This is a genomic window from Nocardioides sp., assembly GCF_041913365.1.
Taxonomy (GTDB): domain Bacteria; phylum Actinomycetota; class Actinomycetes; order Propionibacteriales; family Nocardioidaceae; genus Nocardioides.
This window is the reverse complement of record NZ_JAYSFM010000001.1, coordinates 621,392-647,179: the sequence shown is the minus strand read 5'-3', so window position 1 is coordinate 647,179 and position 25,788 is coordinate 621,392. Positions and strand designations below refer to the sequence as shown.

Genomic DNA, 25,788 nt, shown 5'->3' with positions numbered 1-25,788 from the left:
TTTTCACCTTCGACCGGCGTGTCGGCTTGCAAACTACATCGGTGTAGTTCGCAGGTCCTCGCCGACCGGGCGGTTCATCCCCGTCCGCAGCACCGACCGGGCGGTTCATCCCCGTCCGCAGCGCCGACCGGGCGGTTCATCCCCGTCCTGCGCGGACGCAGGGAAACGAAGGGGGAGAGGTCAGCGTCCCGGACGGGAACGAAGTGCCCGGTCAGCGTCCCGGACGGGAACGAAGTGCCCGGTCAGCGTCCCTGACGGGAACGAAGCGCCCGGTCAGCGTCGTACGTCGGTCAGTCGGCGTCGACGGGGACCTGGGCGGTGGTCGAGGTCGGGTGGGACGCCAGCCCGTGTCTGTCGAACTTCTGCCCGCTGGCGAGCCCGCCGAGCCAGAACGAGAAGAGGGCGATCACCACGCCGGCGAAGTCGTCGGCGATGTAGTGCCAGCCGAAGTAGAGGGTGGCCACGACCGTGATGGCGAAGTTGGCCCAGAAGACGATCTGGACGATCTTGTTGCGCAGCGTGTACTGCACCATCAGCGCGACGAGCAGGGTGATCGCGACGTGCAGGGACGCGAACCCCGCCACCGATTGCACCGCTCCCTCCGCGCCGTCGCGGATCACGCCTTTTCGCCCGTAGAACAAGGCTTCCATCAGCTCGCTGGAGCCGGTGTTGGGCAGGTCGGCGTAGAGGTAGCTGTAGGCGAAGCCGGGGCCGAGGGTCGGGAGCGCGTAGTACGACGCGGTGCCCAGCGCCCAGGCGAGGCACTGCGAGGTGGCGAACCAGTAGCCGAAGGTGATGTTGCGCGACCACACCAGCCACGCGGCCAGCGCGAGCGGCACGAGGGGCAGGAACCACAGGTAGATGGTGGAGAGGAAGTGGGCCAGGATCCCGGTGCCGAAGATCGTGTGCAGGATCGTCGCCGGCTCGTGGCCGAACATCAGCGCCCGGTCGATGAGGTGCAGCTCACGGTCGTACTTGTCCTCGCCCATGATGAAGGGGAGGAACGACTTGAGGTTTCGGTAGCAGACGTAGGTGATGTAGAAGGACACCAGGCCGAGGACGACGAGGACGATGCGCTCGCGGTCCCAGTGCGTGCGGATCCGCTCGCGGACGATCTCGGGCATCAGTGCCGGCTTGAGCCTGGAGTACCACAGCGTCCGGGGCAGCAGGTCGAGCAGGAAGGCGCCGAGCACCAGCAGCGGCAGGCGCAGCCACGACGGGCCGAGGAAGCCCTCGGGGTCCACCAGCGGCCTGTCGAGCACGAGCGCGGCCGTCACCGCGAGGGCGCCCATCAGGGCGGCGACTCCGACGAGGAGGGCGTAGGCCGGTCGATACACGCTGGTCAGTGTAGGGACGGGTCAAGGGCCGGCCGTGATCGGCAGGACCGCGAGACGTGTCACATCGACCCGCAGGGCGACGTCGTCGCCGGGTGCCACGCGGCTGCCGAGGGGCGCCACGGCATCGAGGGTGCCGATGCCCGCGGCCTCGACCACGAGGCGTACCTGCTCGGGCGTCACCCGGGACGACTCCACGCGGGCGACGAGATCACCGGACGGGTCCACCACCAGCGCGGAGCGGCGCAGGGCGACGGCCGGGGCGGTGGGAAGGCCGGCGTCGGACAGGACCCGGGCGGCCGCCTCGTCGCGCACCACGCGCGCGTAGCCGAGGAACAACGCGGTCTCCTCGTCCACCGGCTCGCGCCACACCTCGTCGATCGCGCCGGCCTGCACGACCCGGCCGTCGCGCATCACCGCGAGCCGGTCGGCCAGCGCGAAGGCCTCCTCGTGGTCGTGCGTCACCAGCAGCGCCGTCGTCCCGGCCGCGTGCAGGATCGACCGCAGGTCGGTCGCGAGCCGCTCGCGGAGCGTCGCGTCGAGGGCGGACAGCGGCTCGTCGAGCAGGATCAGCCGCGGCTCCACGGCCAGCGCGCGGGCCAGCGCGACCCGCTGCCGCTCGCCTCCCGACAGCGTCGCGGGAAGCCGGTCGTCGTAGCCGGACAGGCCGACGAGCTCGAGCAGCTCGCGCACCCGCGACGCGACCTGCGCGGACGGCACCCGCCGCAGCCGCAGGGCGTACGCCACGTTGCGCGCGACGCTCAAGTGGGCGAAGAGCTGGCCGTCCTGGAACATCAGCGCGAACCCGCGCTTGTGGGTGGGTACGCCGGTCAGGTCGGCGCCGTCCCACGCGATCGCGCCGCCGGAGAGCGGCTCCAGCCCGGCGACCGCGCGCAGCAGGGTCGACTTGCCGCAGCCCGAGGGGCCGAGCACCGCGAGCACCTGGCCGGAGGCGAGCTCGAGCGACACGTCGTCGACCGCGACCGTGTCGCCGTAACGAACCGTGACGTCGTCGAGCTGCAGCACCATCAGAACGCTCCCACACCGGGCACGCGCAGCCGCTCGACCGCGAGCATCACCACGGCCGTCGCGAGCGCGAGCACGACGGAGGCGGCGAGCGCCATGCCGTAGTTCATCTCACCGGGGTGGCCGATCAGCCGGAAGATCACGACCGGCAGCGTCGGGCTGTCGTCACGGGCGAGGAAGGACGTCGCCCCGAACTCCCCCAGCGACGCCGCGAAGGCGAACCCGCTGGCGGCGAGCATCGGCTTCCACGCGACCGGCAGGTCGACGGTGAGGAGCGTGCGCAGGGGCGAGGCGCCGAGCGACGCGGCCGCCTGGCGCTGCCGGTCGTCGATGCCGCCGAGCACCGGCGTCAGCGTGCGCACCACCAGGGGCAGCGCGACGAGGGCCTGTGCCATCGGGACCAGGAGCGGTGAGTCGCGCAGGTCGAGCGGCGGCTGGTCGAGGGTGATCAGGAAGCCGAAGCCCAGCGTCACCGCGCTCACCCCGAGCGGCAGCATGAAGAAGCCGTCGAGCGTCGAGCGCAGCCGCCGCTCCGCGACCGAGTGCGACCGGCGGGTCACGATCGTCGCGACCGCGACGCCCAGGAGCAGCGCCATCCACGTCGCGTCGACCGCGGTCCGCAGGCTCGTGGCCAGGGCGCTGGTCACCGGCACCAGCAGCGCCTGGCCGTCGCCGGCCGTCGTCAGTGCGCGGTAGTTGGCCAGTCCCCAGCCGTCGCCGACCGACAGCGAGCCGAGCACGAAGGTCAGGATCGGCAGCAGCATCGCGGCCAGCACCAGCACCGTCGCGACGACCACCGGCACGTCGCCCCGTCGTACGGCGCGGGGCGGGGTGACGGTCCGCTGGGCCGTCGGGTCGGGCACCGCGCGCAGCCGTGCCGCCAGGGCGAGCAGGCCCACCACGACGACGATCTGAAGCACCGAGAGGGCGGCGGCGGCCTGGAGGTCGAAGATCGTCGTGGTCAGCAGGTAGATCTCCGTCTCGACCGTCGCGTGCCGCACCCCGCCGAGGGTCAGGACGATGCCGAACGCCGTCGCGCAGAAGAGGAAGACCACGCTCGCGGCGCCGACGATCGCCGGCCGGAGCGCGGGCAGGGTGACGGTCCGCAGCACCTGCCACGGCGAGGCGCCGAGCGCGGCGGCGGCCTGGCCTGGTCGAGGGTCGAGGGACTCCCACGCGACGCCGACCGTGCGGATCACCACCGCGACGTTGAAGAAGACCAGCCCGCACACGATCGCCACGGGCGTGCCGTCGAGCCCCCAGAAGCCGAGCGGGCCGCCCTCCCCGAGCAGCTGGCGGAACGCCACGCCGACCACGACGGTCGGCAGCACGAACGGCACCAGCATCGCCGCCCGGACCGCTGCCCGGCCCGGCAGCGCCAAGCGGTGCAGGGCGTACGCCGCCGGGAGGCCGAGGACGACCGCGAGCAGGGTCGCGACGCCGGAGGACCACACCGTGAACCAGGCGACCCGGTGCACCCGCGGTCGGGCCAGCACCTCGAGCACCTCGCCGGGCGCGAACCGGCCGTCGACCACGAAGCCCTCGGACACCATGCCGGTCACCGGCAGGACGAACAGCACGCCGAGCACCAGCACCGGCCCGGCGGCCAGGAGCAGGAGGGCGAGGATGCGCCTCATGATCAGAGACCTTGGTTTCGACACGGGACTTCGTCCCTGCTCAACCGGCGGCCTCCCGTCGGTTGAGCAGCGAGGAACGAGCGTGTCGAAACCAACGGGCTCAACGCGAGATGACGTCCGTCCACTCGGTGAGCCACTGCTCGCGGTTCGCGGCGATCTCGGCGGGGTCGACGGTGAAGGGGTCGCCCGGCTGCTCGGCGTAGGTCGCCCAGTCGTCGGGGATCGTCGCGCCCGGCATCACGGGGAAGACGTACATCGCCTCCGGCAGCGCGCTCTGCACCTCGTCGCTGAGCAGCCAGTCGACCAGCGCCGCGGCGCCGTCCGGGTTGTCGGCACCGGCGAGCACGCCGGCGTACTCCACCTGGCGGAAGCACGTGTCGAGCAGGGCGGCCGTGGTGCTCTTGCCGCCGGAGACCGTGAACGCCGGCGAGGAGTCGTACGACACCACGATGGGGCGGGTGCCGGTGTCGGAGCCGGCGGTGAAGTCGCCGTAGTAGGCGTCCTCCCAGCCGTCGACGACCTTCGCGCCGTTGCCCAGCAGGTCGGTCCAGTAGGACTCCCAGTCGTCGCCGAACGCGGCGACGGTGGCGAGGAAGAAGGCCATGCCGGGGCTGCTGGTCGAGGCGCCGGGGGTGACGAAGAGGTCGCGGTACTGCGCGTCGGCGAGGTCCTCGAGCGTCTGCGGCGGCTCGAGGCCCTCCGCGTCGAACCACGCCGTGTCGACGTTGACGCAGACGCTCGCGGAGTCGACCGGGACGAGCTGGTCGCCACCGTCGGGCAGGGCGTACTCCGCGGGCGGCTGCGTCGCGGGCGTGACGTCGGCGAAGGCACCCTCGCCCAGCGGACGGGACGCGAAGGTGTTGTCGATGCCGAAGGCGGCGTCGGCGATCGGGTTGTCCGCGGTCAGGCTGAGCTTGGTGGCCAGCGTGCCGGCGTCACCCGCGGCGCGGACCTCGAGCGTGTAGCCGGTCTCGGCCTCGAACGCCTTGACGAGCTTCTTCGGCAGGTGGAACGACTCGTGCGTCGCCAGCAACACGGTGCCGCCGGGCTCGCCAGTGGCGCCGCTCGGGCTGGTCGGCTCGGACGCGGTCTCGCCGGAGCCGCCGCCGGCGAGGCTGCAGCCCGCCAGGGTGACGGCGGCCGCCGCGGTGGTGAGTGCAGCGCGGACACGTCGGTGCATCTGTGACTCCCTATCGCCGGTGCTAACCGGATCAGGTTCGGAGGGTCTGCGGCTGGTCCGCACTCTCAGCACGCCTGCACGTGCTCCCCTGTCTTCGTCCCTCAGCCTACCCAAGTGGGCGGAGCCCTAGGCTGCGGCCCATGCCGAGCCGCCGCCACGACCTGCTGGCCACCCTCGTCCCGAAGCTCCGCAAGTCCCGCGACCTCGACACCGAGCCCGCCGAGCGCGCCCGCGTCGAGGCGTGGCACCGCACCCTCGACCGCACCCTCCCCACCCGGGCGACGCCCCGTTTCGCCCGGAGGTGGGACGCCTCGGTCGTCGACATCGGCTTCCCCTGCCACGTCCTCACCCCGCGCGGCCGGCGGCCGCGGCGCACCCTCTACTACGTCCACGGGGGCGGCTACATGGCGCCGATCGACGCCTTCCACGTCCGCTACGCCACCCGCCTGGCCGACGCGATCGGCGCACGGGTCGTGATGCCGGACTACCCGCTCGCGCCCGAGCACACCTGGAAGGACTCGCACGACGCGCTCGTCGAGGACGCCGCCCGCTGGGCCGACGAGGAGGGCGGGATCGTGCTGGCCGGCGACTCCGCCGGCGGCGGCCTCGCTCTGGCGGTGGCCGAGTCGGTGCGCGACCGCGGGCTCACCCCGGCCACCCACCTGGTGCTGCACGCGCCCTGGGTCGACCTCACCACCTCGACCCTGGCGGAGACGCAGGCCGCCGACGCGATCGACCCGTGGCTGTTCTTCGGCAAGCTCCAGGCGTACGCCACCTGGTGGGCGGGCGCGGCGCAGGACCTCGGCCGCCCCGAGGTCTCCCCCGCCCTCGGCGAGCTGGCCGGCCTGCCGCGGGCGCTGGTGCTCTACGGCACGCGCGACCTCCTCCACCCGGGCTGCCGGCTGCTGGTCCAGCGGGCGGCCGAGGCGGGCTGGGACCTCACCGCGGTCGAGGAGCCCGACCTGATCCACGTCTACGGGCTGCTGCCGTTCGTGCCCGAGGCGCGCCGGGCGTTCGCCCAGGTCGTGGAGTTCGTGCAATGAGCGCCGGGATCGAGGTGCGGTGCGTGGCCTTCGACGACCTGCCGCTGCGACTGGCGTACGACCTGTGGCGGCTGCGCCAGCAGGTCTTCGTGGTCGAGCAGGAGTGCCCCTACCCCGACCTCGACGGGCGCGACCTCGAGAAGGCGACGCGCCACGTGCTGCTGCTCGAGTACGGGCTCCTCGTCGGGTGCCTGCGCGTCCTCGACGACGGCGAGCGCGCCCGCATCGGGCGCGTCGTGGTCGCCTCGCAGGCCCGGGGCCGTGGCCTCGCCCACCGGCTGATGGACCGGGGGCTGCAGGAGTGCGGGGACCGCGAGGTCCACCTCGACGTCCAGACCGGGATGACCGACTTCTACCGCGGGCACGGCTTCGAGGTGACCGGCCCGGAGTTCGACGAGGACGGGATCCTGCACGTGCCGATGGCACGCCCCGGAACGACCGTCCAGTAGGTCTTGCGCTGGCGGCGGGGCGAGCGAGACTGGAGGGACACGGCAGCCCGAAGGAGATGATCGCCGTGATCACGCTCGCGCACGACCTCGACAGCATCCACCACGACCTCGGGCACCGCCTGTCCCTGGCCAGCAGCGCGCGGCCGGACGTGCGCCACCCCCGCGACCACTACACGGCGATCGACACGTTCCTCGCCGCGGCCAGCCGGCACAACGCCGCGATGGTCGACGCGATCGCGCCCCTCGTCACCCACCTGCCCGGCGGGCACGACCTCGCCCACGAGTTCCTCGCCACCAGCCGGGTCTACGAGGAGGCGCTGGCGCAGGTGAAGGCCAAGCTCTACGGCTCGACCTACGCCGTCGCGCGTCCCTGGCCCTCGATCTGGGAGGAGGTGCACCGCGAGTTCACCGCGGTGTGCGCCCTCGAGCGCCGGCTCGCCGAGGCCCTGCTCGACGAGGAGGCAGCACGCGCCGACGGCGACCACGAGGACCTCGGCACGCGCCTGCACCACGCCGAGCTGGCGTCCCCGACGCGGCCGCACCCGTGGATCCCCCACCAGGGTGTCGTGGGCCACCTCGCCCGGTCCGTCGCCCGGCGGGTCGACCACTTCTGGGACGCCGCGGAGGGACGGATGGTCCCCGAGCCGGTGCGCCACCACGACCGCGAGCACCAGGGCAAGCTCACCCAGTACCTCCTCGCCGACCCGCACCTCGAGGAGGAGTGAGTCAGGCCCGCGTCACGATCATCAGCACCGGGCCGAGGAGCTCCTCTGTCACCAGGCGGGAGTCCCGGTCCACCCCGCCGACGACGGTCGGCGGGACCCACCAGCCGGGGCGGTCGAGCGCCCGGCCGCCACGGGCGACGTCGGCGCCCTCCGACTCCGCCAGGGCGACGTAGCGCAGCACCCGGTCCCGCGCGACCGCCGAGCGGAGCGGGCCGCAGCGGGTCTCCGGGTCGTGCGGGTCGCCGACGACCACGGAGTCCATCGCGCGGATGGCTGCGGTCCGTGCGTCCATGTAGCGGTAGGCCGGGACGACCACGCTGGTGGTGAGCCGGCAGGCCTGCCCGGCGTTGGTGGCGACGGCAGTGGCGGCCGCGGCGACGACCGACTCGAGGTCGGAGTCGTTACGGGCGCGGATGCTCACCGGTCGGCCGGTGTCGACGCGGACCCGCTTGCGGGCGCGGGTCGCTGCGTCGCGCACCCGCTCGGCCACCACCTCGGAGCCGGTGAAGGCGACCTCGTCGACGCGACGGTCGACGGTGAGCGCGATCGCCACGTCGACGTCGCGGGTGGCGACGACGTTGAGCACCCCGCGGGGCAGGAAGTCCAGGGCGATGCGGCCGACCTCGATCGCGACCCGTGCCGCCTCGGGCGCGGGCTTGAGCACGACCGCGCCCCCGGTGACCACCGCGCGGCCGATCTCGTCCAGCGCGACCGCGAGCGGCGACGTCGCCGGGGTGATGACCGTGGTGACCCGCGGCGCGGCACGACCGGGGCCGCGGCGCAGCGCTGCGACGGGGTCGTCGACGTGCTCGGCCCGCAGCGCGACGGGGACGCCCGTCTCGGTGGCCATCAGCCCGACCAGCCGGTCGGACTCCGCGACCAGCGCCTCGCGGAAGCCGAGCAACGCCTTGAGGCGCATCGGGCTGTCGGTGCTCCACCCGGTCGCGTGCACGGCCCGCCACGCGGCCTCGACCGCGTCCTGCGCGTCCTCTTGCCCGGCGTCGGGGAGGTCCCAGAGCGGGTCGCCGGTCGCCGGGCTGCGGACCGGGAAGGTCCACCCCTCGCGTGTCGCCCGCTCCCTGCCGTCGATCGGCAGGCCCACGGGACCGGCGTGCGTGCTCATGCGGGATACCTCACCACGAGGTCCCACCGTGCCACCAAACCCCCTCAGGTGGACTGGTCCGCCGGACGCGCGCCTAGGGTCGCTGCATGGCGATCGACGACCTGGGTGCCGACGTCCCACTGCGCGAGCCTGCGAGCCGCGTGGTCTCGCTGGTGCCCTCGCTCACCGAGGCGATCGTCGCGACCGCGCCCGCGCTCCTGGTCGGCGCCACCGACTGGTGCACGCACCCGGCCGACCTCGACGTGGCGCGCGTGCGGGGCACGAAGAACCCCGACCTGGCCGCGATCCGCGGGCTGGCACCCGACCTCGTGGTGGCCAACATGGAGGAGAACCGCGAGCTCGACGTACGCCGCCTGCGCGACGCCGGCGTCCCCGTCTGGGTGACCCGGATCGAGACCGTCGACCAGGCCCTCGCCTCGATGTCGCGGCTCCTGTCGGAGGCACTCGGCGTCGCCGACCCGCACTGGCTGGTGTCGGCGCGCGCACTGTGGTCCGAGCCCGTCGCACGGCGGCTCTCGGTGGCCGTGCCGATCTGGCGCGACCCGTGGATGGTGGTCGGGTCCGCGACCTACACCGACGACCTGCTCCGCCGGGCCGGGCTGGCCAACGTGCTGTCCGGCCGCGACGGGCGCTATCCGACCGTCACCCCGGACGAGGTCGACGGCGCCGGCGCGGACGTCGTACTGCTGCCGGACGAGCCGTACGTCTTCACCGCCGACGACGGACCGGAGGCGTTCACCACCCCGACGCGGCTGGTCCCGGGCCGGCTGCTGACCTGGTACGGCCCGGCGATGGTCGAGGCGCACGCGCTGCTGGCTAACCTCCAGCCATGACCCGCGACCCGATCGGCGAGGCCCACCGGCAGTGGGTCGCCCACGGCTGGCCCGACGCCGCCGACGGCATGGCGATGGTGACCTCGGTGGTGCGCGCGCAGCAGCTGCTGATGGAGCGGATCGACGCGGTCCTCCGCCCGCGCGGGCTGACCTTCGCCCGCTACGAGGTGCTGCGGCTGCTGTCCTTCGCGCGGGAGGCCGCGATGCCGATGTCGCGGCTCGGGTCGCTGCTGCAGGTGCACCCCACCAGCGTCACCAGCGCGGTCGACCGGCTCGTCGCGCAGGGCTACGTCGAGCGCGAGCGCGGCGACGAGGACAAGCGGGTCGTGCTGGCGGTGCTCACCGAGGCCGGCCGGGACGCCGTCGACGAGGCGACGTCGGCCCTCAACCGCGAGGTCTTCGAGGCCCCGGGCCTGCCCGCGGGCGACGTACGAGCCCTGACCGACCGGCTCACCGCGCTCCGGACCGGCCTCGGCGACCTCGACTGACAACTCCTGCGGCGGGGTAGTTAGGGACGTTCTGGTAGGCGGTCACGCCATTTTCCCTCCCAGAGCGTCCCTAACTACCCCGGCCCGGGCCGACGATCGTGACTCGCGAGTAATTAGTTGGATGTCCTACTATCGCGACATGGCCGACCTGCACACCCCCACGAACCCCATCCGCCTGGTGACGGCGTCCGCGCTGTTCGACGGCCACGACGCGTCCATCAACATCATGCGGCGGATCTTCATGAGCCAGGGGTGCGAGGTCATCCACCTCGGCCACAACCGGTCCGTGCAGGAGGTCGTCGACGCGGCGCTGGAGGAGGACGTCCAGGGTGTCGCGGTGTCGTCCTACCAGGGCGGGCACGTGGAGTACTTCGAGTACCTCGTGGAGTCGCTGCGCGCGGCCGGCGCCGGTCACGTAAGGGTCGTCGGCGGTGGCGGCGGGGTCATCGTGCCGTCCGAGATCGCCCGGCTGCGGGAGTCCGGCGTCACCATCTTCTCCCCCGAGGACGGCCAGAAGATGGGCCTCGTCGGGATGATCAGCTCGGTCGTCGCCGACTGCGACATCGACCTCTGGGCCGACCGGGCAGTCACCGTCGAGCAGGTCCTGAGCGGCGACCGGTTCGCCGTCGCCCGCGCGATCACCGGCGCCGAGGAGGGCCGCCTCGACGAGGCGATGCTCGCCGAGATCCGTACGGCGGCCAAGCGCCGCGTCGTTCCCGTGCTCGGCATCACCGGCACCGGCGGCTCGGGCAAGTCGTCGCTGACAGACGAGGTCGTGCGCCGCTTCCGCACCGACCAGCAGGACAAGCTCCGGATCGCCGTGATCGCGGTCGACCCGACCCGGCGCAAGGGCGGGGGCGCGCTGCTCGGCGACCGGATCCGTGCCAACGCTCTCGACGGCGACCGGGTGTTCTTCCGCTCGCTCGCGACCCGCGGCGCGCACGAGGTGCCCGAGCACCTCGCCGACGTGATCGAGGTGATGAAGGCCGCCGGTCACGACCTGGTGATCGTCGAGACGCCGGGCATCGGCCAGGGCGACGCCGGCATCGTGCCGCTGGTCGACCACTCGCTCTACGTGATGACGCCGGAGTTCGGCGCCGCGTCGCAGCTGGAGAAGATCGACATGCTCGACTTCGCCGACACCGTCGCGATCAACAAGTTCGAGCGCCGCGGCGCCAAGGACGCGCTGCGCGACGTCGGCCGCCAGCTGGTCCGCAACCGCGAGGCCTTCGGCAAGCAGCCGCACGACATGCCGGTCTTCGGCACCAGCGCCGCGACCTTCAACGACGACGGCGTGACCGCGCTCTACCAGCACCTCCGTGACGAGCTCGCTGCCGCCGGGCTCGAGGTGCACGACGGCACGCTGCCCCACGTCGACGTACGCCACTCGTCGGGCATCCGCCAGGTCGTGCCCGCCGACCGGGTCCGCTACCTCAGCGAGATCACCGAGACCGTCCGCGGCTACCACGCGCAGACCGAGACGCTCGTCGCGGCTGCGCAGCGGCTGCAGCGGATCGAGGCCGTGGCGGCCGAGCTGGACGGGAGCGCCGACGTCGCCGGGCTGCTCGAGCAGGCGCGCAAGGACGTCCCGCACGAGGTCGCCGACCAGCTCGCGGCGTGGCCGGCCGTCGTGGAGTCCTACTCCGGCGACGAGCAGGTCGTCGTGGTGCGCGACAAGGAGATCCACACCAAGCTGACCAGGCAGTCGCTGAGCGGCAACAAGATCCCGCGCGTCTCGCTCCCCCGCTTCACCGACCACGGCGAGCTGGTGCGCTTCTGGCGCAACGAGAACCTGCCGGGCTACTTCCCCTTCACCGCGGGCGTCTTCCCGTTCAAGCGCGACAACGAGGACCCGGCGCGCATGTTCGCCGGCGAGGGCGACCCGGCGCGCACCAACCGCCGCTTCAAGATCCTCTCCCACGGCAACGACGCCACCCGCCTGTCGACGGCGTTCGACTCGGTGACACTCTACGGCCGCGACCCCGACCCGCGCCCCGACGTCTACGGCAAGGTCGGCACGTCGGGCGTCTCCGTCGCGACGCTCGACGACATGAAGGCGCTCTACGACGGCTTCGACCTCGTCGCGCCGACGACGAGCGTCAGCATGACGATCAACGGTCCGGCCCCGACGGTGCTGGCGTTCTTCCTCAACACCGCCATCGACCAGCAGGTCGACGCGTTCCGCGACAAGGAGGGCCGCGAGCCCAGCGAGGAGGAGCGCGCGACCCTCGCGGCGTACGCCCTCGCCAACGTGCGCGGCACGGTGCAGGCCGACATCCTCAAGGAGGACCAGGGCCAGAACACCTGCCTGTTCTCCACCGAGTTCAGCCTCCGCATGATGGCCGACATCCAGGAGTGGTTCATCCAGCAGCAGGTCCGCAACTTCTACTCCGTGTCGATCTCCGGCTACCACATCGCTGAGGCCGGGGCGAACCCCATCAGCCAGCTCGCGTTCACCCTCGCCAACGGCTTCACCTACGTCGAGGCCTACCTCGCGCGGGGCATGAAGATCGACGACTTCGCGCCCAACCTGTCGTTCTTCTTCTCCAACGGCATGGACCCCGAGTACTCCGTGCTCGGCCGCGTCGCCCGCCGCATCTGGGCGGTGACGATGAAGGAGAAGTACGGCGCCTCCGAGCGGTCGCAGAAGCTGAAGTACCACGTCCAGACGAGCGGGCGGTCGCTGCACGCGCAGGAGATGGACTTCAACGACATCCGCACCACGCTGCAGGCGCTCATCGCGATCTACGACAACGCCAACAGCCTCCACACCAACGCCTACGACGAGGCGGTCACGACCCCGACGGAGGAGTCCGTACGCCGCGCGCTGGCGATCCAGCTGATCATCAACCGCGAGTGGGGCCTGGCGATGAACGAGAACCCGCTCCAGGGCTCCTTCGTCATCGACGACCTGACCGACCTGGTGGAGGCCGCCGTCCTCGCCGAGTTCGACGCGATCAACGAGCGCGGCGGCGTGCTGGGCGCGATGGAGACCGGCTACCAGCGCGGCCGGATCCAGGACGAGTCGATGCTCTACGAGCACCGCAAGCACGACGGCTCGCTGCCGATCATCGGCGTGAACACCTTCGTCAAGGAGTCGGCGGCCGACGCGCAGCCCCAGGAGATCGAGCTGGCCCGCGCCACCGAGGCCGAGAAGGAGTCCCAGCTCACCCGGGTCCGCGCCTTCCAGGCCGAGCACGGCGCCGAGGCCCAGGAGGCCCTCGCCCGGCTCAAGGACGCCGCGGTGTCGGGCGAGAACGTCTTCGCGGTGCTGATGGACGCCGCCCGCGTCTGCTCGCTCCAGCAGGTCACCGAGGCCTTCTTCGAGGTCGGCGGCCAGTACCGCAGGAACGTCTGAGCCGAGGCCTCGGCTACGCCGACGCCCGCGCCGCGCGCGGCGCGTCGCGGAGTGGCACCACGTCGCCGAGGTCGTCCTCGGACGCGGGCAGGTCGAAGCGGAAGACCGAGCCCGGGCCGGGCTCGGCGGCCAGGCACTCGATCGAGCCCCCGTGCCGGTGCACGATGGTCTGGCAGATCGACAACCCCATCCCGGTCCCGCGGAAGCCGGCACGGACGGTGTCGCTGCGGTGGAACCGCTGGAAGATCAGCGTGCGCTCGTGCTCGTCGACACCGACGCCGTTGTCGCGGATGTCGATGACGACACGCGACCCCTGACGGTGGGCGGTCACCGCGATGCGCGCCGGCACGCCGGGTCGGGCGTACTTCACGGCGTTGTCCACGAGGTTGGCGAAGAGCTGGCGCACGGCGAGCCGGTCGGCGCGCACGGCAGGCAGCCGGCCGGGCACCTCGAGCACGTCGTCCGGGCCGAGCAGCTCACCGGCCAGCGTCAGCACGCCGTCGGCGCCGGTCAGCGGGACATCCTCGGCCACCAGGTCGCCGGCCTCGGCCAGGGCGTGGGCCAGCAGGTCGTCGATCAGCTGGGCCATCTGGCCCGAGGCCCGCTCGGCACGCTGGAGCGCGACCAGGGTGTCGCTGTCGGCGTCGAGGTCCTCGGCGGCCAGGCCCAGCCACGAGCGGATCGCGGTGAGGGGACCCCGCAGGTCGTGCGCGGCGGTCGAGGCGAAGCTGACCAGCGGGCGCAGGCCCTTGCGGTGCTCGGTCACCTCGCGGAGCACGAGCAGCACCGCCGAGCGGTCCTCCTCGCCCCGCCGCGCGGGCAGCACGGCCCGCGACACGGCGAGGACGATCTCCTCACCGGAGTCCAGCGGCACCTGGACGTCGCCGACACCGAGCTCGGCCCGGAGCACCCCCGTGTTCTCCGTGGCCGGGTTGACCACCCGGTCGACCAGGGCCGCCAGCGCCACGTCGTCGGGCGCCCCGGGGAGCACGCGGTGCGCGAGGCGGCGGCTGGCGCCGTTGCTGCGCTCGATGCCGCCGTCGCCGTCGACGACGACCAGTCCCTCGTCCATGCTCTCGGTCATCTCCGCGAGCAGTGCGGCCTGCTCAGCCGCCCGCTCCTGGGCACGCGCCGTGCGAGCGACGAGCTCGTCGATGCGGTCGCTCAACGTCCCGACACCGAGCCCGGTCAGCAGCACCGCGACCAGGAACACCTGTGGGAGCAGGGCCTGCTCCAGTGGGCTGCCGAGGTCGGCGTAGGGGCCGACCCCGACGAGCGTGAGCACCAGGCCGCCCATGCCGAGCGAGAGCGCGTGCAGCGCGGCGAGGTATGTCGGGAAGCGGGCCGCCGACCACACGCACAGGGAGACGACGAGGAACACGAGAGGGAGGGGCTGGAAGAAGATCGCGACCAGGACGGCCAGCGAGACGACCCACAGCAGGGCCAGCTCGAGCCGGGAACCGCCACGAGCCCGAGGCGGCAGGTGCTGCGTGTGCCACTCCCAGGCCAGGTGCCCCACGCAGCCGACGACCAGGATGCCGGTGAAGTGCCGGGCGAACCACGCCTGGGGCACCCAGGCGTCCCAGCCCGCACCCGACATCAGCACGCCTCCGGAGCCGACAATCGCCCCGGCCACGCTCCCGATCGCCGCGGCGCCGCAGACCCTGGCCAGCGTCCTGGGCGAGCGGAAGCTCTCCGCACCCCCCGCACCGAGCAGGCTCGGGCACCAGCGCCGCAGCAGCGCGACCGTCAGCCAGGTCTGGAACGCGAGCGAGAGCGCTCCGAGGACGACGATCGCGCCGGGCGCGTCGGTCAGCCAGGAGATGGTCGCGTGGATCACCGTGAGCGGCACCAGCACGCGCAGCTGGTGGCGCGGCGACTCGGCGAGCAGCCAGAGCATCGCCACACCGGCGCCCGGCCAGATCAGGCTGACGGTCTGCCCGTCGACGACGGTCAGGCGTGCCGCGACCGCGAGCAGGGCGTAGGCGACCGCGAACCCGAGCGTCCACGGGAGCGCGAGCGTCCCCGGCCTCACGCGCAGGCTCCGGACCGTGCCTGCCGCCCGAGGACCGGGTCCACGACGACACGGATCTGACACACGAGGTGAACTTTAGTGCCTCGCTCCGGCACACGAAGGGAACAAGCGCACAAACGGCTGTCGCCCCTCGACGCGAGGTGGTGCACTCAGAGGTTGATCGTGATGTCGGCGTCCTTGCGCAGGTCGTCGATGAGGGACTGCGCGACCTTGCCGACCTGCTCGGTCCTGGCCTGCTCCTCGAGCTGGTCGCGGACCTGGGCGAAGGGTGGGACCTGCTGCCCCTCCTGGCCGGACTGGGCCTGCTGCTGCTTGGCCTGGGCGTAGAGCGCGCGGAGCTCCTTCTCGGTGGGCCGGATCGGGCCGTCCTCGTCGTCCGCGAGCTGCTCGACCATGACCTGCGTCTCGACCTGCGAGCGCGCCTGCTCCTCGGTCATGCCCTGCTTCTCCACGGCCGCCAGCAGCTCGTCCGCCGAGCCCATCTGGTTCTGCTTCGCCAGCGCCTCCAGCTCGGCGTCGACGTCGTTGTCGCTGACGGAGATGCCGCGGGACTCGGCCTCCTGCGCGAGGAGCTCGGTGTCGACGAGGTCGTCGAGCGTCTGCTTCTTCAGCGCGTCCTCGTCGGGGGCCTCGCCGCCCATCTGGGCCTGCGCGGCAGCCTGCTGGAAGGTCACCTCGTAGATCGGGACGAACTCGTCCTTGGTGACGTCCTCGCCGTTGACCTCCGCGACGACGTCGGGGATGCCGTCGAGGTCGGGCTCGGCGGCGGCGTCGGAGCCGGCATCGCCGGAGGGGTCGGACGAGGGGTCCGCCGACGCCGAGGAGTCGCTGGACGCCTTGGCGTCGTGGTCCCCGCTGCCGCCGCAGGCGCTGAGGGTGAGGAGGGCGGCCACCGCGAGGGCGCCGAGGGTGGTCCGGGCAGGCCGGTGGGTGCGGATCGTGTGAGTCATCGCGTTCGACCGTACGCACCGAACCTGAGGGCGGTCCTCAGGTTCCTCAGGGACCCGCTCAGAGGTGGTCGGGAACGATCAGCGCGTCCGGGTCCTGCCGCACCGGCAGCTGCGCGAGGGCCGTACGCACGAGCGTGACGCGCGCGGCCACGGCGACCTTGCGCCGCAGCCGTCCCACCTCGGCCTCGGCCAGGGTCGCCTCGACCGCCGTGGTGACCTGCTCCTCGGTGAAGGTGGGCCGGGTGCCCGCGGGCACCTCGATGTCGGGAAGGGCGAGCATGACCGGGAGCACCTGGCTGCCGACCGCCTCCAGCAGGTGGTAGCGGTCGATCTTGCTCATCGCCTCCCAGACGTCGTCGTCCTTGGCGCGACGACGCACCCGTCCGGCCGCTGCGGTCTTCGCAGCGGCCGTGACGGCGACGGTCAGCTCGTGCTCGGTGAAGCGCATGCGGCCAGCATGCCCGATCGCCTGTCGCCGGTCAGGCGGCGGGCTGCGGCTCCCCCAGCTGGTCGCGCAGGTCACCGAGGATGCGTGTGAGGACCCGGGAGACCTGGGCCTGCGTGAGGCCGATGTCCTCGGCGATCTCCTGCTGCGTGCACTCGTCGAAGAAGCGGAGTCGCACGATGCGGCGGTCGCGGTCGGACAGCAGCCGGACGACGGGGTCGAGCACGACCCGCGCCTCTGCCGACTCGATGGCCCGGTCCTCGGTGCCGATCAGGTCGCCCAGCGTGGACGAGCCGTCACCGACGGCGCCGTCGAGCGAGGTGGGCGTGAAGCAGCCGTCGGCCGACAGGGCCTCGATGACATCGGTGAGCTCCACCTCGAGGCGTGCGGCGACCTCGCTCGGTCGGGGCGAGCGACCCAGCTCGGCCTCCAGCTCGCGCTGGGCACCTGCGATGCGGGCCTGGAGGTCCTGCACCCGGCGGGGTGGGCGGACCATCCATCCGGCGTCGCGGAAGTGGCGGCGCAGCTCGCCGCGGATCGTCGGGACGGCGTACGACAGGAAGTCGTGGCCGGCGTCGGGGTCGAAGCGCTGGGCTGCCTTGGTCAGGCCCAGCAGGGCGACCTGCTCGAGGTCGTCGAGGTCGATGCCGCGGTTGCGGTAGCGCGCCGCCATCGACCGAGCCAGGGGGATGTTGTCCTCGATCAGGACGTCGACCGGCGCATGGCGCTCGGCGCTGTCTGCGGTGGCGGACACGGGGTGCTCGGAGAGGATCGCTGCTCGGACCACGGTTCGCTCCCTTCGAAAGCAGGATGCGCTGCCGTGGTCTCCAGCAAGGCGATACCCCGACTGTGGCATGGGCTAGACCACCACGACAGCCGCAATGCGAAGCACCGTGTGACCAGTGGGGGACGGGTGACAGGAAAGGTCAGGAGTGGGACCGGTGCAGCGTGTCAGTCGGTCGCTCGTCGAACACCTGTCGGTAACCGGCCGCGAACCGTCCGGGGTTGAAGAATCCGTACCGCGCGGCCGCGTCGCTGACGGTGAGAGCCGTGCCGTCCCGGAGCGCCTGCCGGACCAGGTCGAGCCGCACCCGGCGCAGGTAGGCCATCGGCGTGCAGCCGAGGTGGCGCCGGAATGCGTACTGAAGGGCGCGGGGTGTCACCCCGCACGCTCGCGCGAGGGCGGCCACCGAGAGGTCCTCGTGGGCGTGCTCGTCGATGAAGCCGGCCGCCTTCCGGAGCGTCGCGGTGGTGGCGTCACTGGAGTCCACGCCACGAGGCTCGGCGGAAGGGTCGCCGACGACGTTGTTGGGGAAGGTGTGCAGCAGGGTGTGGCCCAGGAGGCGTGACGCGGCGGACCGCGCCAGGGGCGCCTCCTCGCCCGGGAAGGCGGCGCTGAGGTGGTCGACCGTGGCTCTCCACCGGGCGCCGGCAGCGCGCGAGTGCGGCACGTAGCTGGTGAAGGTGACGTGCTCCCAGGGGTAGTCCGGCACGACGTCCTCCACCGCGCTCGTGAGCGCCTCGGCCGTGAAGGAGGTGTCCCGGACCTCGAGGGACTCGCTGCTGCCGGTGAACGGCATGTCCCAGCCGGAGACCACGACCGAGTCCCCGTCGTGGATGCGGTCGGTGACCAGACCGCGGGTGTACTCAGAGCTCCCGCGGAGCAGGTCGACCACCACCAGCACGGGCATCGGGTCGGAGTCGATGGTGAACCGCGCGTCGATCTTGAGGTGGTCGAAGGCGATGGCTCCGTGGTCCTCGCGGTGGTGGCGCACGGTGCCGAGTCGGCCGCTCAGGCGGAAGCTGGTGCCGTAGGTCGTGTCGAGCCAGGCGCGTGCGACGTCACCCTCGCCCTCGAAGTCGTACGCCTCGGGGGCGCCGCGCGTCGGGCGTGACGTGTGCACAGTCGCCTCCAGGAGGAGAGCAGGGTGACCGCGTGGCTCGAGTCCCTCCGACCCTAACCCAGCCGTCGCGGAAGAGCGCGGGGGCGACGTGTCGGTCCTCTCTTGTAGACTTCTCAGGCTGATCAACCGAGCTCCGCCCTGTGTCCGCGGACCGACGTCATTGAAAGGTGACGATGTCTGGGACACCTCTATCTCCGGGCGGGCCGTGGGAGCCCGTCGACACGCCTGACCCCGCGCTCCGCGAGGAGATCGCACAGCTGCAGGAGGCGGTGCAGTCACAGCGTGCCATCGGCATGGCCATCGGCCTGCTCTCGGCACGTTACGACTGCAGCACCGAGCAGGCGTGGCGCAGCCTGCTGCGCATCTCACAGGACAGCAACACCAAGGTCCGCACCGTCGCGCGGGTGCTCGTCGCCGTCCACGACGGCTCGACGGACGGCGACGACCAGGCGCTGCTGGAGACGCTCGTGACACACCTGCCCGCGTCGGGCTGGCCCCCCGGACCGGACGCAGGGGATGATCTGGCACCGTGAACATCGACGACGCCGCCCTCGCCGAGAGCATCCGCAAGCTGACCCAGACACCCGTGGACGACGGCAGCGTGATCACGGCCCTGGAGCAGGTCGTGACGGCGTGCGTCGACCTCTTCGACGTCGGCGGCGCCGGGCTGCTGATCGCCGACGAGCAGGACGTGCTCGCCTACGTCGCCGCCAGCGACGGTCCCGGCCGCATCCTGGAGACCACCGAGGCGGAGGCCGGCGAGGGCCCGTGCACGGAGGCGTTCGTCAAGGACCGCGTCGTCACCTCGCGCGACATCACCGCCGAGGCCGAGCGCTGGCCGGTCCTGGCCAGCCGGCTCGCCGACCAGCCGGTGCACGCGGTGCTCGGCGTCCCGGTGCGCATCGGCGGTGTGCCGGTCGGCACCCTCGACGTCTACCAGGAGCACCCGCACGACTGGGACGACAGCGAGATCGCCGCCCTGGGCCGCTACGCCGAGGTCATCGCCACGACCCTCGCCGCCGCCCTGCAGGCCCACACCGCCGGAGAGCTCGCGCGGCAGCTGCAGTACGCCCTCGACTACCGCGTGCTCATCGAGCGGGGCGTGGGCTACCTGATGGCCAAGGAGGGCATCGACGCCGTCCTGGCCTTCAACCGGCTGCGCGGCGCCGCGCGCAACCGGCGCACCAAGATCGGCCGGGTCGCCGAGCACGTCCTCGAGACGGGCGGCCTGCCCGAGTGATCCGGCCGGTGCCCTCAGCGGTCCTCCGTGCATGGTGGGCGACGCACGGGGGTACGACGGCACCGTGACCGAGACCCGGGGAGAGACCGACGCATGAGCACCCGCAGCCGCCCGATCGCGGCGACGCCCGACCAGGTCTGGTCGGTGCTGGCCGACGGCTGGCTCTACCCCCTCTTCGTGGTGGGCGCCTCGCGGATGCGCGAGGTCGACGACGACTGGCCGGCCGTGGGCTCGCGGCTGCACCACAGCGTCGGCACCTGGCCGCTGCTCATCGACGACACCACCGAGGTGCTCGAGGTCGAACCCGGCCGGAGGCTCGTGCTGCAGGCGCGCGGCTGGCCGGCGGGCGAGGCCACGGTCGAGCTCACCCTCCAGGAGACTGGAGGCTCGACGCTCGTCACCATCAAGGAGGACGCGACGGCGGGACCGGGCGTGCTGGTGCCCAAGCCGCTGCGCGACGTCCAGCTCAACCTCCGCAACGCCGAGACCCTGCAGCGCCTCGCCTACGTCGTGGAGGGCCGGACGCAGTGAGCCGTCGCGTCGACGCCGTCGTGGTCGGGGCGGGACCCAACGGGCTGGTGGCCGCCAACGTGCTGCTCGACGCGGGCTGGAGCGTGCTGGTGCTGGAGGCGCAGCAGACCGTCGGCGGCGCGGTCCGCAGCGACCGCGAGCTGCACCCCGACTTCGTGCACGACACGTTCAGCGCGTTCTACCCGCTGGCCCACGCATCCCGCGCCATCACCTCGCTCCGGCTCGAGGACCACGGGCTGGCCTGGGAGCACGCACCCGCGGTGCTCGGCAACCCCTTCGGCGACGGCCAGTGGGCGCTGCTCCATCGCGACCGCGACCGGACCGCAGCCGGCCTGGAGGCGCAACACCCGGGCGACGGTGAGGCGTGGCTCGACCTCTGCCGCACGTGGGACCGGATCGGCGACTCGCTGGTCGACGGGCTGACGTCGCCGTTCCCGCCCGTGCGCGCGGGCGCCCGCCTGCTGCCGGCGCTCGCCCGCTCCGGCGGCCTCGACACCGTGCGCCGGCTGGCCACGCCGGTCGCCTCGGTCGGCCGCGAGCTGTTCGGAGGCCCCGGCGGGGCACTCCTGCTCGCCGGCAACGCCGGCCACGCCGACTTCCCCCTGTCGTCCCCCGGCTCGGGCGTCTTCGGCGTCCTGATGACGATGCTCGCCCAGACCGTAGGCTTCCCCGTGCCGCGGGGCGGGGCCCAGTCCCTCACCGACGCGCTCGTGACGCGGTTGAGGAGCCGCGGCGGAGAGGTGGTGACCGGGCAGGAGGTCACCCGCGTCGTCGTGCGCGGCGGTCGTGCGGTGGGTGTGCAGACCCGTGACGGCGAGTCGTACGACGCCGGCGCGGTGCTCGCCGACGTCATCGCCTCGCGGCTGTTCGGGGGCCTGGTCCCCGCCGAGCACCTGCCCGCGCGACTGGTCCGTGGCATGCGGGACTTCGAGCTCGACCCGGGCACGGTGAAGGTCGACTGGGCGCTCTCGGGGCCGATCCCCTGGACCGGGCGTCCGGACGCGGTCCCCGGCACGGTGCACGTGGCCGACTCGGTGGAGGAGATGACCGAGACGCTCGCCCAGGTCTCCTCCGGTGTCGTGCCCGACCGGCCGTTCCTGCTCACCGGCCAGATGACCACCAGCGACCCGTCCCGGTCCCCCGCCGGGACCGAGTCGTTCTGGGCCTACACGCACGTCCCGCAGCCCGGGATGACCCGCCGCGACGCCGGCGAGGAGGTCACGGGCCGCTGGGACCACGACGACCTCGAGCGGTTCGCGGACCGCATGCAGGCCCGCATCGAGGCGCGTGCGCCGGGTTTCGGCGACCTGGTCGCCGCGCGCCGGGTGATGGGTCCGCACGAGCTCGAGGCGCGCAACGCCAACCTGGTCGGCGGGGCGATCAACGGCGGCACGTCCCAGCTCCACCAGGAGCTGGTCTTCCGACCCGTCCCCGCGATGCGCGGGCGGGCCGCGACCGGCCTACCCGGCCTGTTCCTGGCGTCGTCCTCCGCGCACCCCGGCGGCGGCGTGCACGGCGCGGCCGGCGCCAACGCCGCCCGCGCCGCGATCTGGGCGCACCGCACCCGTCGGCTGCGAGGCCGCGCATGACCGACCGCATGTCCTTCGGCCCGCTGACCATCGCATTCGACGAGCGGGTGCTGCGGCCCCGCGAGTGGACCGCCGCCCAGTCGTCGTGGGCTGCCGAGCTGATGACCACGGCGCCTCCCGGGCCTGTGCTCGAGCTCTGCTCGGGGGCCGGCCACATCGGCCTGCTCGCCGTGCTCGTCTCCGCGCGCCCCCTGGTGTGCGTCGACGCGAGCAGCGTCGCCTGCGACTTCGCGCGTGCCAACGCCGTCGCGGCCGGCATCGCGGACCGCGTCGAGGTCCGCGAGGGTCGGCTCGAGTCCGCGCTCGGCGACGACGAGCTCTTCCCCGTCGTGATCGCGGACCCCCCGTGGGTGCCGGCCGCCGAGACCGGCCGCTACCCGGAGGACCCGCTGACCGCGATCGACGGCGGGTCGGACGGGCTCGACGTGGCCCGCGCCTGCCTGGCCGTCATCGACCGACACCTGGCGCCCGGCGGCTCGGCCGTCCTCCAGCTCGGCACCACCGCGCAGGTCGACCTGCTGAAGGCGGAGCCGGCCCTCACCGAGGGCCGGCTGACCGTGACCGAGGTCCGCGAGGAGGAGCGCGGCGTCCTCGCGCGGTTCGACCGCACCTGACCTGAGCTGGGCCTACGGGCGCGGGATCACCTTGTGCGTCCCGTCGCACCACGGCAGCCGGCTGGACTTGTCGCAGCGGCAGAGCGCGACGACGGGCCGCTCGACCGGGTGCACGGTGCCCGACTCGTCGCGGATCGTCCCGGCCCCGCGCACGAGCATCGGGCCGTGCGGCTGGATGACGATGTCGGGGTGCGCGAACTCGCGGTCCTCGCTCATCGGCCCGCCTCCCACTGCCCGAGCAGCGCCGTGGCGAACCGTGCCTCGAGGTCGAGGCAGGTCCACGCGCCGAAGAGGATCTCGGCGGCCTGGTCGGGCTCGTCCTCGGCGAGGGTGCCGCAGATGTCCTCGGCGGCGAGGTGCTCGTGGATGGCGTCGGCCTCCACGTGCTCGTCGTAGTAGGCGGACATCGCTCCGTCGAGGCCGAGCCGTCCGAGGCCCTGCACCATCTTGCGCGAGGGCAGCGAGCTGGTCATCTCGAAGGCGGCGAGGTGTCCCACGGCGGCACCGCGCAGCCGGCGGTGCAGCCCGAGGAGCGACAGGGCGTTGTTCAGCTCGAGGGTCTCGGTGAGCGCGTCGTCGACGTAGGCGCCGTACTCCGAGCGCAGGCCCACGGCCACGAGGCCGCGGGCGAAGAGGTGGTGGTGCAGCCGGTTGGGGTCGCCGTCGCCGTACTCGTCGTACTGCAGCTCCATGAGCGCGGCCTTGGCGCGGACCGGGAGGCGGGGCACGACCCAGGCGACCGGGTCGGACTCCTTGAGGTGGTAGATCGAGCGCTGCCGCAGCAGCTCGAGGACCTGGTCGTGGGTCGCGTGGCGGCGCACGTGGTCGGCGAGCGAGGGCCCGTCGTCCTCGGCGACGAGCGCCTCCAGCGCGGCGGGTACGTCGGCGGGGTCGGGGTCGGCACCCGGCCACCGCGCCCGCAGCCGCTCCTCCAGCTCGGTCTCGAGCCGGTGGCGCACGAGCAGCACCTCCGGGTCCCACTCGCCGTGCTCGGTGGCGTCCTCGAAGCCGCGGTAGGACAGCTCGTGGAGGGTCCACAGCGCGACGGCAGCGTCCTCCCGCGAGTCGGCGGCCGGCGCCGGACCGAGGGTGTCGTCCAGCGCGGTCGCGCCGAGCCGCGCGACCGTCCACTCGCTCAGGCCGCCGCGCGGCTTGGGCATCCTCACGGCGTGAACACCACCTTCACCATGCCGTCCTCCTTGTCGCGGAACTTCCGGTAGGCCTCCGGGGCGTCGTCGAGGGGCAGGTGGTGGGTGGCGAAGGACTCGACGCCGAGGACGTCGTCCTCCTGGTCGAGCAACGCCAGGATGTCGTCGCTCCAGCGCCGCACGTTGGCCTGCCCCATCCGGATCTGCACCTGCTTGTCGAACAGCTGGAACATCGGGAGCGGGTCAGTGGGGGCGCCGTAGACGCCCGAGATGCTGATGGTGCCGCCCCGACGCACGGCGTCGATGGCGCTCAGCAGTGCGGCGAGCCGGTCGGAGCCGGCCTTGAGCATGACCTGCTCCTGCACCTTCTTCGGCAGGAGGGCCAGCGCCTTCTGGCCGGTCTCCGCGACGGGCGAGCCGTGGGCCTCCATGCCGACCGCGTCGATCACGGCGTCGGCGCCGCGCCCGTCCGTCAGCTCGCGGACGCGGTCGCCGATGCCGTCCAGCTCGCTGTGGTCGATCGTCTCGGCGCCGCGCCCGTGGACCCGGGCCAGGCGCTCGCGGACCGAGTCGACGGTGATCACCTTCAACCCGCGGTGCAGGCCGATCCTGGTCGCCATGTCGCCGATGGGTCCGGCGCCGATGACCAGCAGCGTGCCGCCGTCCTCCACGTCGGCGTACTCCACGGCCTGCCACGCCGTGGGCAGGACGTCGGAGAGGAAGAGGAAGCGGTCGTCGGGCGAGCCGTGCGGCACCTTGATCGGGAGCGTGTCACCGAAGGGGACGCGGAGCAGCTCGGCCTGGCCACCGGGCACCTGGCCGTAGAGCTTGCTGTAGCCGAACAGGCTGGCGCCGGTGCCGGTGTCGCGGTTCTGGGTGGTCTCGCACTGGCTGAACAGGCCGCGGTCGCACATCCAGCAGGACCCGCAGCTGATGTTGAACGGCACCACCACCCGGTCACCGGCCTGCAGCGTCTGCACGGCGGAGCCGACCTCGCGCACGATGCCCATGGGCTCGTGGCCGACGACGTCCCCGGCCGTCATGAACGGGGTCAGCGGGTCGTAGAGGTGCAGGTCGGAGCCGCACAGGCCGGTCGAGGTGATCTCGACGACGACATCGGTCGGCTCCTCGATGACGGGGTCCGGGACCTCCACCACCTGCATGTCCTGCCTGCCCTGCCACGTCACTGCCTTCACTCGGAGACCTCCTGGGCGGTCGGTGTGCTCATGCCACGAAGTGCCCCGTCGCCGCCTCGTCCATGCGTGCGGCGCGACTTGCCCATCGCACACACCGGTGGGACCGTGGAGAGGAACGGAAGTTTCCCCTTGCGGCTCGCACTGCCGGATGCCCCAGCGTCTGCCTTTCGCTCCGTGACCGAGGAGAGGTCGGGAGGCCGATGAGCCGCGAAGTCTTCGAGCGCCAGCTCGCCGATGCCGTGCGCGAGCTCCACGCCCAGGCGGACCCGCCGCACACCCTCGAGACGATGGTGGGCGTCGTGCCCGAGTTCTTCGAGCACTGCGAGTTCGTCGGCGTCTCCCTGGTCGGGCGCGACGGCATCCGCACCCCGGCCGCGACCAACGAGAAGCTGCGCGAGCTCGACGAGGCGCAGTACGAGCTCGGGCAGGGGCCCTGCCGTGACGCGATCCGCCACCACCCGACGGTCCTCGTGGAGGACCTCGCCACGGACTCGCGCTGGCCCGAGTGGGGTCGGGCCATGGTGAGCGAGCTGGGCATCCGGTCGAGCCTGAGCTTCCGGCTGTTCACGCGGCGGCACGACTCGTGGGGGGCGCTCAACGTCTACTCGACCGCGCCCAACGCCTTCTCCGAGGAGGACGTGCTGCACGGCCAGACGATCGCGGCGATGTGTGCGGTCGCGCTGGCCCGCTCGATCCGCGACGAGCAGCTCGCCACGGCGCTCGAGTCCCGGACGGTCATCGGCCAGGCGCTGGGGATGGTGATGGAGAGGTACGGGCTCGACGAGGACACCGCGTTCAACGTGCTCCGCCGGCTCGCGTCGCAGGACAACCGCAAGATGCGCGACCTCGCCTCCGAGATCGTCGCCGAGCGCGGGATCCCGGACCAGGCCCCGGCACCGCCCGCCTGAGCAGCCCGCCCGTTGGAGCGTGGTGGACCGCT

25 protein-coding genes and 1 riboswitch are annotated in these 25,788 nt (G+C 72.7%); of the genes, 12 read left to right on the top strand and 13 right to left on the bottom strand.

All coding sequences use genetic code 11. The features are described from left to right. Positions 1-290: 290 nt before the first annotated feature. The 4 genes from ACE3QY_RS03240 to ACE3QY_RS03225 form a co-directional block, all read right to left on the bottom strand. Positions 291-1,337, bottom strand: a complete 1,047-nt coding sequence (locus ACE3QY_RS03240) for a phosphatase PAP2 family protein (protein WP_374454565.1) — start codon at positions 1,335-1,337, stop codon at positions 291-293. Positions 1,338-1,358: 21 nt separating this feature from the next. Further along, complete coding sequence (locus tag ACE3QY_RS03235; RefSeq protein ID WP_374454564.1) at positions 1,359-2,363, bottom strand: ABC transporter ATP-binding protein; 1,005 nt, start codon at positions 2,361-2,363, stop codon at positions 1,359-1,361. Beyond that, positions 2,363-3,997, bottom strand: a complete 1,635-nt coding sequence (locus ACE3QY_RS03230) for an ABC transporter permease (RefSeq protein ID WP_374454563.1) — start codon at positions 3,995-3,997, stop codon at positions 2,363-2,365. Before ACE3QY_RS03230 ends, ACE3QY_RS03235 begins: the two co-directional genes overlap by 1 nt. A gap of 100 nt (positions 3,998-4,097) precedes the next feature. Continuing rightward, complete coding sequence (locus ACE3QY_RS03225) at positions 4,098-5,177, bottom strand: thiamine ABC transporter substrate binding subunit (protein ID WP_374454562.1); 1,080 nt, start codon at positions 5,175-5,177, stop codon at positions 4,098-4,100. After that, positions 5,168-5,277, bottom strand: a riboswitch (TPP riboswitch). Its footprint overlaps the gene before it by 10 nt. 40 nt (positions 5,278-5,317) lie before the next feature. Between ACE3QY_RS03225 and ACE3QY_RS03220 the strand changes: the two genes are divergently transcribed. Genes ACE3QY_RS03220 through ACE3QY_RS03210 form a run of 3 tightly spaced genes read left to right on the top strand, consistent with a single transcriptional unit; the run spans position 5,318 to position 7,394 of the window. After that, positions 5,318-6,220, top strand: a complete 903-nt coding sequence (locus ACE3QY_RS03220; protein WP_374454561.1) for an alpha/beta hydrolase — start codon at positions 5,318-5,320, stop codon at positions 6,218-6,220. Next, a complete protein-coding gene (locus ACE3QY_RS03215) occupies positions 6,217-6,669 on the top strand; it encodes a GNAT family N-acetyltransferase (protein WP_374454560.1) in 453 nt (150 codons plus the stop codon). The genes ACE3QY_RS03220 and ACE3QY_RS03215 overlap by 4 nt, the downstream gene beginning before the upstream one ends. Before the next feature lie 56 nt (positions 6,670-6,725). Beyond that, complete coding sequence (locus tag ACE3QY_RS03210) at positions 6,726-7,394, top strand: hypothetical protein (RefSeq protein ID WP_374454559.1); 669 nt, start codon at positions 6,726-6,728, stop codon at positions 7,392-7,394. A gap of 1 nt (position 7,395) precedes the next feature. Here ACE3QY_RS03210 and ACE3QY_RS03205 read toward each other — a convergent pair whose 3' ends face one another. After that, the gene (locus ACE3QY_RS03205) at positions 7,396-8,517 is read right to left on the bottom strand and encodes an aldehyde dehydrogenase family protein (protein WP_374454558.1); all 1,122 of its coding nucleotides are present in this window, start codon (positions 8,515-8,517) and stop codon (positions 7,396-7,398) included. A gap of 86 nt (positions 8,518-8,603) precedes the next feature. Between ACE3QY_RS03205 and ACE3QY_RS03200 the strand changes: the two genes are divergently transcribed. From ACE3QY_RS03200 to icmF, 3 genes are all read left to right on the top strand, one after another. Next, positions 8,604-9,350: a helical backbone metal receptor gene (locus ACE3QY_RS03200; RefSeq protein WP_374454557.1), complete on the top strand. Its 747-nt coding sequence runs from the start codon at positions 8,604-8,606 to the stop codon at positions 9,348-9,350. Further along, the gene (locus ACE3QY_RS03195; protein ID WP_374454556.1) at positions 9,347-9,838 is read left to right on the top strand and encodes a MarR family winged helix-turn-helix transcriptional regulator; all 492 of its coding nucleotides are present in this window, start codon (positions 9,347-9,349) and stop codon (positions 9,836-9,838) included. The genes ACE3QY_RS03200 and ACE3QY_RS03195 overlap by 4 nt, the downstream gene beginning before the upstream one ends. A 139-nt stretch (positions 9,839-9,977) precedes the next feature. Next, a complete protein-coding gene (gene icmF, locus ACE3QY_RS03190) occupies positions 9,978-13,196 on the top strand; it encodes a fused isobutyryl-CoA mutase/GTPase IcmF (RefSeq protein ID WP_374454555.1) in 3,219 nt (1,072 codons plus the stop codon). Between the two features lie 13 nt (positions 13,197-13,209). Here the strand turns inward: icmF and ACE3QY_RS03185 are convergent, their stop codons facing one another. From ACE3QY_RS03185 to ACE3QY_RS03165, 5 genes are all read right to left on the bottom strand, one after another. Continuing rightward, entirely contained in the window at positions 13,210-15,231 is a 2,022-nt protein-coding gene (locus tag ACE3QY_RS03185; RefSeq protein ID WP_374454554.1) for an ATP-binding protein, read from the bottom strand. Positions 15,232-15,380: 149 nt separating this feature from the next. After that, positions 15,381-16,181: a SurA N-terminal domain-containing protein gene (locus tag ACE3QY_RS03180; protein ID WP_374454553.1), complete on the bottom strand. Its 801-nt coding sequence runs from the start codon at positions 16,179-16,181 to the stop codon at positions 15,381-15,383. Between the two features lie 58 nt (positions 16,182-16,239). Then, positions 16,240-16,629, bottom strand: coding sequence for a hypothetical protein (locus tag ACE3QY_RS03175; RefSeq protein ID WP_374454552.1), 390 nt, complete (start codon positions 16,627-16,629; stop codon positions 16,240-16,242). A gap of 31 nt (positions 16,630-16,660) precedes the next feature. Then, a complete protein-coding gene (locus ACE3QY_RS03170; RefSeq protein WP_374454551.1) occupies positions 16,661-17,413 on the bottom strand; it encodes a sigma-70 family RNA polymerase sigma factor in 753 nt (250 codons plus the stop codon). 139 nt (positions 17,414-17,552) lie between these two features. Beyond that, a complete protein-coding gene (locus tag ACE3QY_RS03165) occupies positions 17,553-18,530 on the bottom strand; it encodes a helix-turn-helix domain-containing protein (protein WP_374454550.1) in 978 nt (325 codons plus the stop codon). A 173-nt stretch (positions 18,531-18,703) separates the two neighbouring features. On the opposite strand from ACE3QY_RS03165, the gene ACE3QY_RS03160 reads away from it, so the two are divergent. The 5 genes from ACE3QY_RS03160 to ACE3QY_RS03140 all read left to right on the top strand — a co-directional run bounded on the left by ACE3QY_RS03160 (position 18,704) and on the right by ACE3QY_RS03140 (position 22,504). Beyond that, positions 18,704-19,063, top strand: a complete 360-nt coding sequence (locus ACE3QY_RS03160) for an ANTAR domain-containing protein (protein ID WP_374454549.1) — start codon at positions 18,704-18,706, stop codon at positions 19,061-19,063. Continuing rightward, positions 19,060-19,770 (top strand): GAF and ANTAR domain-containing protein, encoded by a 711-nt coding sequence (locus ACE3QY_RS03155; RefSeq protein ID WP_374454548.1) that lies wholly within the window; start codon positions 19,060-19,062, stop codon positions 19,768-19,770. The genes ACE3QY_RS03160 and ACE3QY_RS03155 overlap by 4 nt, the downstream gene beginning before the upstream one ends. A 93-nt stretch (positions 19,771-19,863) precedes the next feature. Continuing rightward, positions 19,864-20,301, top strand: a complete 438-nt coding sequence (locus ACE3QY_RS03150; protein WP_374454547.1) for an SRPBCC family protein — start codon at positions 19,864-19,866, stop codon at positions 20,299-20,301. Beyond that, positions 20,298-21,890 carry a phytoene desaturase family protein gene (locus ACE3QY_RS03145; protein WP_374454546.1) on the top strand — a complete coding sequence of 531 codons (1,593 nt, stop codon included), beginning with the start codon at positions 20,298-20,300 and terminating at the stop codon, positions 21,888-21,890. The genes ACE3QY_RS03150 and ACE3QY_RS03145 overlap by 4 nt, the downstream gene beginning before the upstream one ends. Continuing rightward, positions 21,887-22,504, top strand: coding sequence for a methyltransferase (locus ACE3QY_RS03140; protein WP_374454545.1), 618 nt, complete (start codon positions 21,887-21,889; stop codon positions 22,502-22,504). The genes ACE3QY_RS03145 and ACE3QY_RS03140 overlap by 4 nt, the downstream gene beginning before the upstream one ends. 12 nt (positions 22,505-22,516) lie before the next feature. On the opposite strand, the gene ACE3QY_RS03135 is transcribed toward ACE3QY_RS03140, so the two are convergent. The 3 genes from ACE3QY_RS03135 to ACE3QY_RS03125 are packed head-to-tail and all read right to left on the bottom strand — an operon-like array spanning position 22,517 to position 24,848. Continuing rightward, on the bottom strand, positions 22,517-22,720 hold the full coding sequence (locus tag ACE3QY_RS03135; protein ID WP_374454544.1) for a CDGSH iron-sulfur domain-containing protein: 204 nt from the start codon (positions 22,718-22,720) through the stop codon (positions 22,517-22,519). After that, on the bottom strand, positions 22,717-23,664 hold the full coding sequence (locus ACE3QY_RS03130; RefSeq protein ID WP_374454543.1) for an iron-containing redox enzyme family protein: 948 nt from the start codon (positions 23,662-23,664) through the stop codon (positions 22,717-22,719). The genes ACE3QY_RS03135 and ACE3QY_RS03130 overlap by 4 nt, the downstream gene beginning before the upstream one ends. Before the next feature lie 2 nt (positions 23,665-23,666). Continuing rightward, entirely contained in the window at positions 23,667-24,848 is a 1,182-nt protein-coding gene (locus ACE3QY_RS03125) for an alcohol dehydrogenase catalytic domain-containing protein (protein ID WP_374454542.1), read from the bottom strand. A 200-nt stretch (positions 24,849-25,048) separates the two neighbouring features. On the opposite strand from ACE3QY_RS03125, the gene ACE3QY_RS03120 reads away from it, so the two are divergent. Further along, positions 25,049-25,756, top strand: a complete 708-nt coding sequence (locus tag ACE3QY_RS03120) for an ANTAR domain-containing protein (RefSeq protein WP_374454541.1) — start codon at positions 25,049-25,051, stop codon at positions 25,754-25,756. Positions 25,757-25,788 lie beyond the last annotated feature (32 nt).

What these genes read in the sequence shown, in the direction of transcription:
- ACE3QY_RS03235 (WP_374454564.1), bottom strand. Translation starts at nt 2,363, where the DNA reads ATGGTGCTGCAGCTCGACGACGTCACGGTTCGTTACGGCGACACGGTC.
- ACE3QY_RS03230 (WP_374454563.1), bottom strand. Translation starts at nt 3,997, where the DNA reads ATGAGGCGCATCCTCGCCCTCCTGCTCCTGGCCGCCGGGCCGGTGCTG.
- ACE3QY_RS03225 (WP_374454562.1), bottom strand. Translation starts at nt 5,177, where the DNA reads ATGCACCGACGTGTCCGCGCTGCACTCACCACCGCGGCGGCCGCCGTC.
- ACE3QY_RS03220 (WP_374454561.1), top strand. Translation starts at nt 5,318, where the DNA reads ATGCCGAGCCGCCGCCACGACCTGCTGGCCACCCTCGTCCCGAAGCTC.
- ACE3QY_RS03215 (WP_374454560.1), top strand. Translation starts at nt 6,217, where the DNA reads ATGAGCGCCGGGATCGAGGTGCGGTGCGTGGCCTTCGACGACCTGCCG.
- ACE3QY_RS03210 (WP_374454559.1), top strand. Translation starts at nt 6,726, where the DNA reads ATGATCGCCGTGATCACGCTCGCGCACGACCTCGACAGCATCCACCAC.
- ACE3QY_RS03205 (WP_374454558.1), bottom strand. Translation starts at nt 8,517, where the DNA reads ATGAGCACGCACGCCGGTCCCGTGGGCCTGCCGATCGACGGCAGGGAG.
- ACE3QY_RS03200 (WP_374454557.1), top strand. Translation starts at nt 8,604, where the DNA reads ATGGCGATCGACGACCTGGGTGCCGACGTCCCACTGCGCGAGCCTGCG.
- ACE3QY_RS03195 (WP_374454556.1), top strand. Translation starts at nt 9,347, where the DNA reads ATGACCCGCGACCCGATCGGCGAGGCCCACCGGCAGTGGGTCGCCCAC.
- icmF (WP_374454555.1), top strand. Translation starts at nt 9,978, where the DNA reads ATGGCCGACCTGCACACCCCCACGAACCCCATCCGCCTGGTGACGGCG.
- ACE3QY_RS03180 (WP_374454553.1), bottom strand. Translation starts at nt 16,181, where the DNA reads ATGACTCACACGATCCGCACCCACCGGCCTGCCCGGACCACCCTCGGC.
- ACE3QY_RS03175 (WP_374454552.1), bottom strand. Translation starts at nt 16,629, where the DNA reads ATGCGCTTCACCGAGCACGAGCTGACCGTCGCCGTCACGGCCGCTGCG.
- ACE3QY_RS03160 (WP_374454549.1), top strand. Translation starts at nt 18,704, where the DNA reads ATGTCTGGGACACCTCTATCTCCGGGCGGGCCGTGGGAGCCCGTCGAC.
- ACE3QY_RS03150 (WP_374454547.1), top strand. Translation starts at nt 19,864, where the DNA reads ATGAGCACCCGCAGCCGCCCGATCGCGGCGACGCCCGACCAGGTCTGG.
- ACE3QY_RS03140 (WP_374454545.1), top strand. Translation starts at nt 21,887, where the DNA reads ATGACCGACCGCATGTCCTTCGGCCCGCTGACCATCGCATTCGACGAG.
- ACE3QY_RS03135 (WP_374454544.1), bottom strand. Translation starts at nt 22,720, where the DNA reads ATGAGCGAGGACCGCGAGTTCGCGCACCCCGACATCGTCATCCAGCCG.
- ACE3QY_RS03130 (WP_374454543.1), bottom strand. Translation starts at nt 23,664, where the DNA reads ATGCCCAAGCCGCGCGGCGGCCTGAGCGAGTGGACGGTCGCGCGGCTC.
- ACE3QY_RS03120 (WP_374454541.1), top strand. Translation starts at nt 25,049, where the DNA reads ATGAGCCGCGAAGTCTTCGAGCGCCAGCTCGCCGATGCCGTGCGCGAG.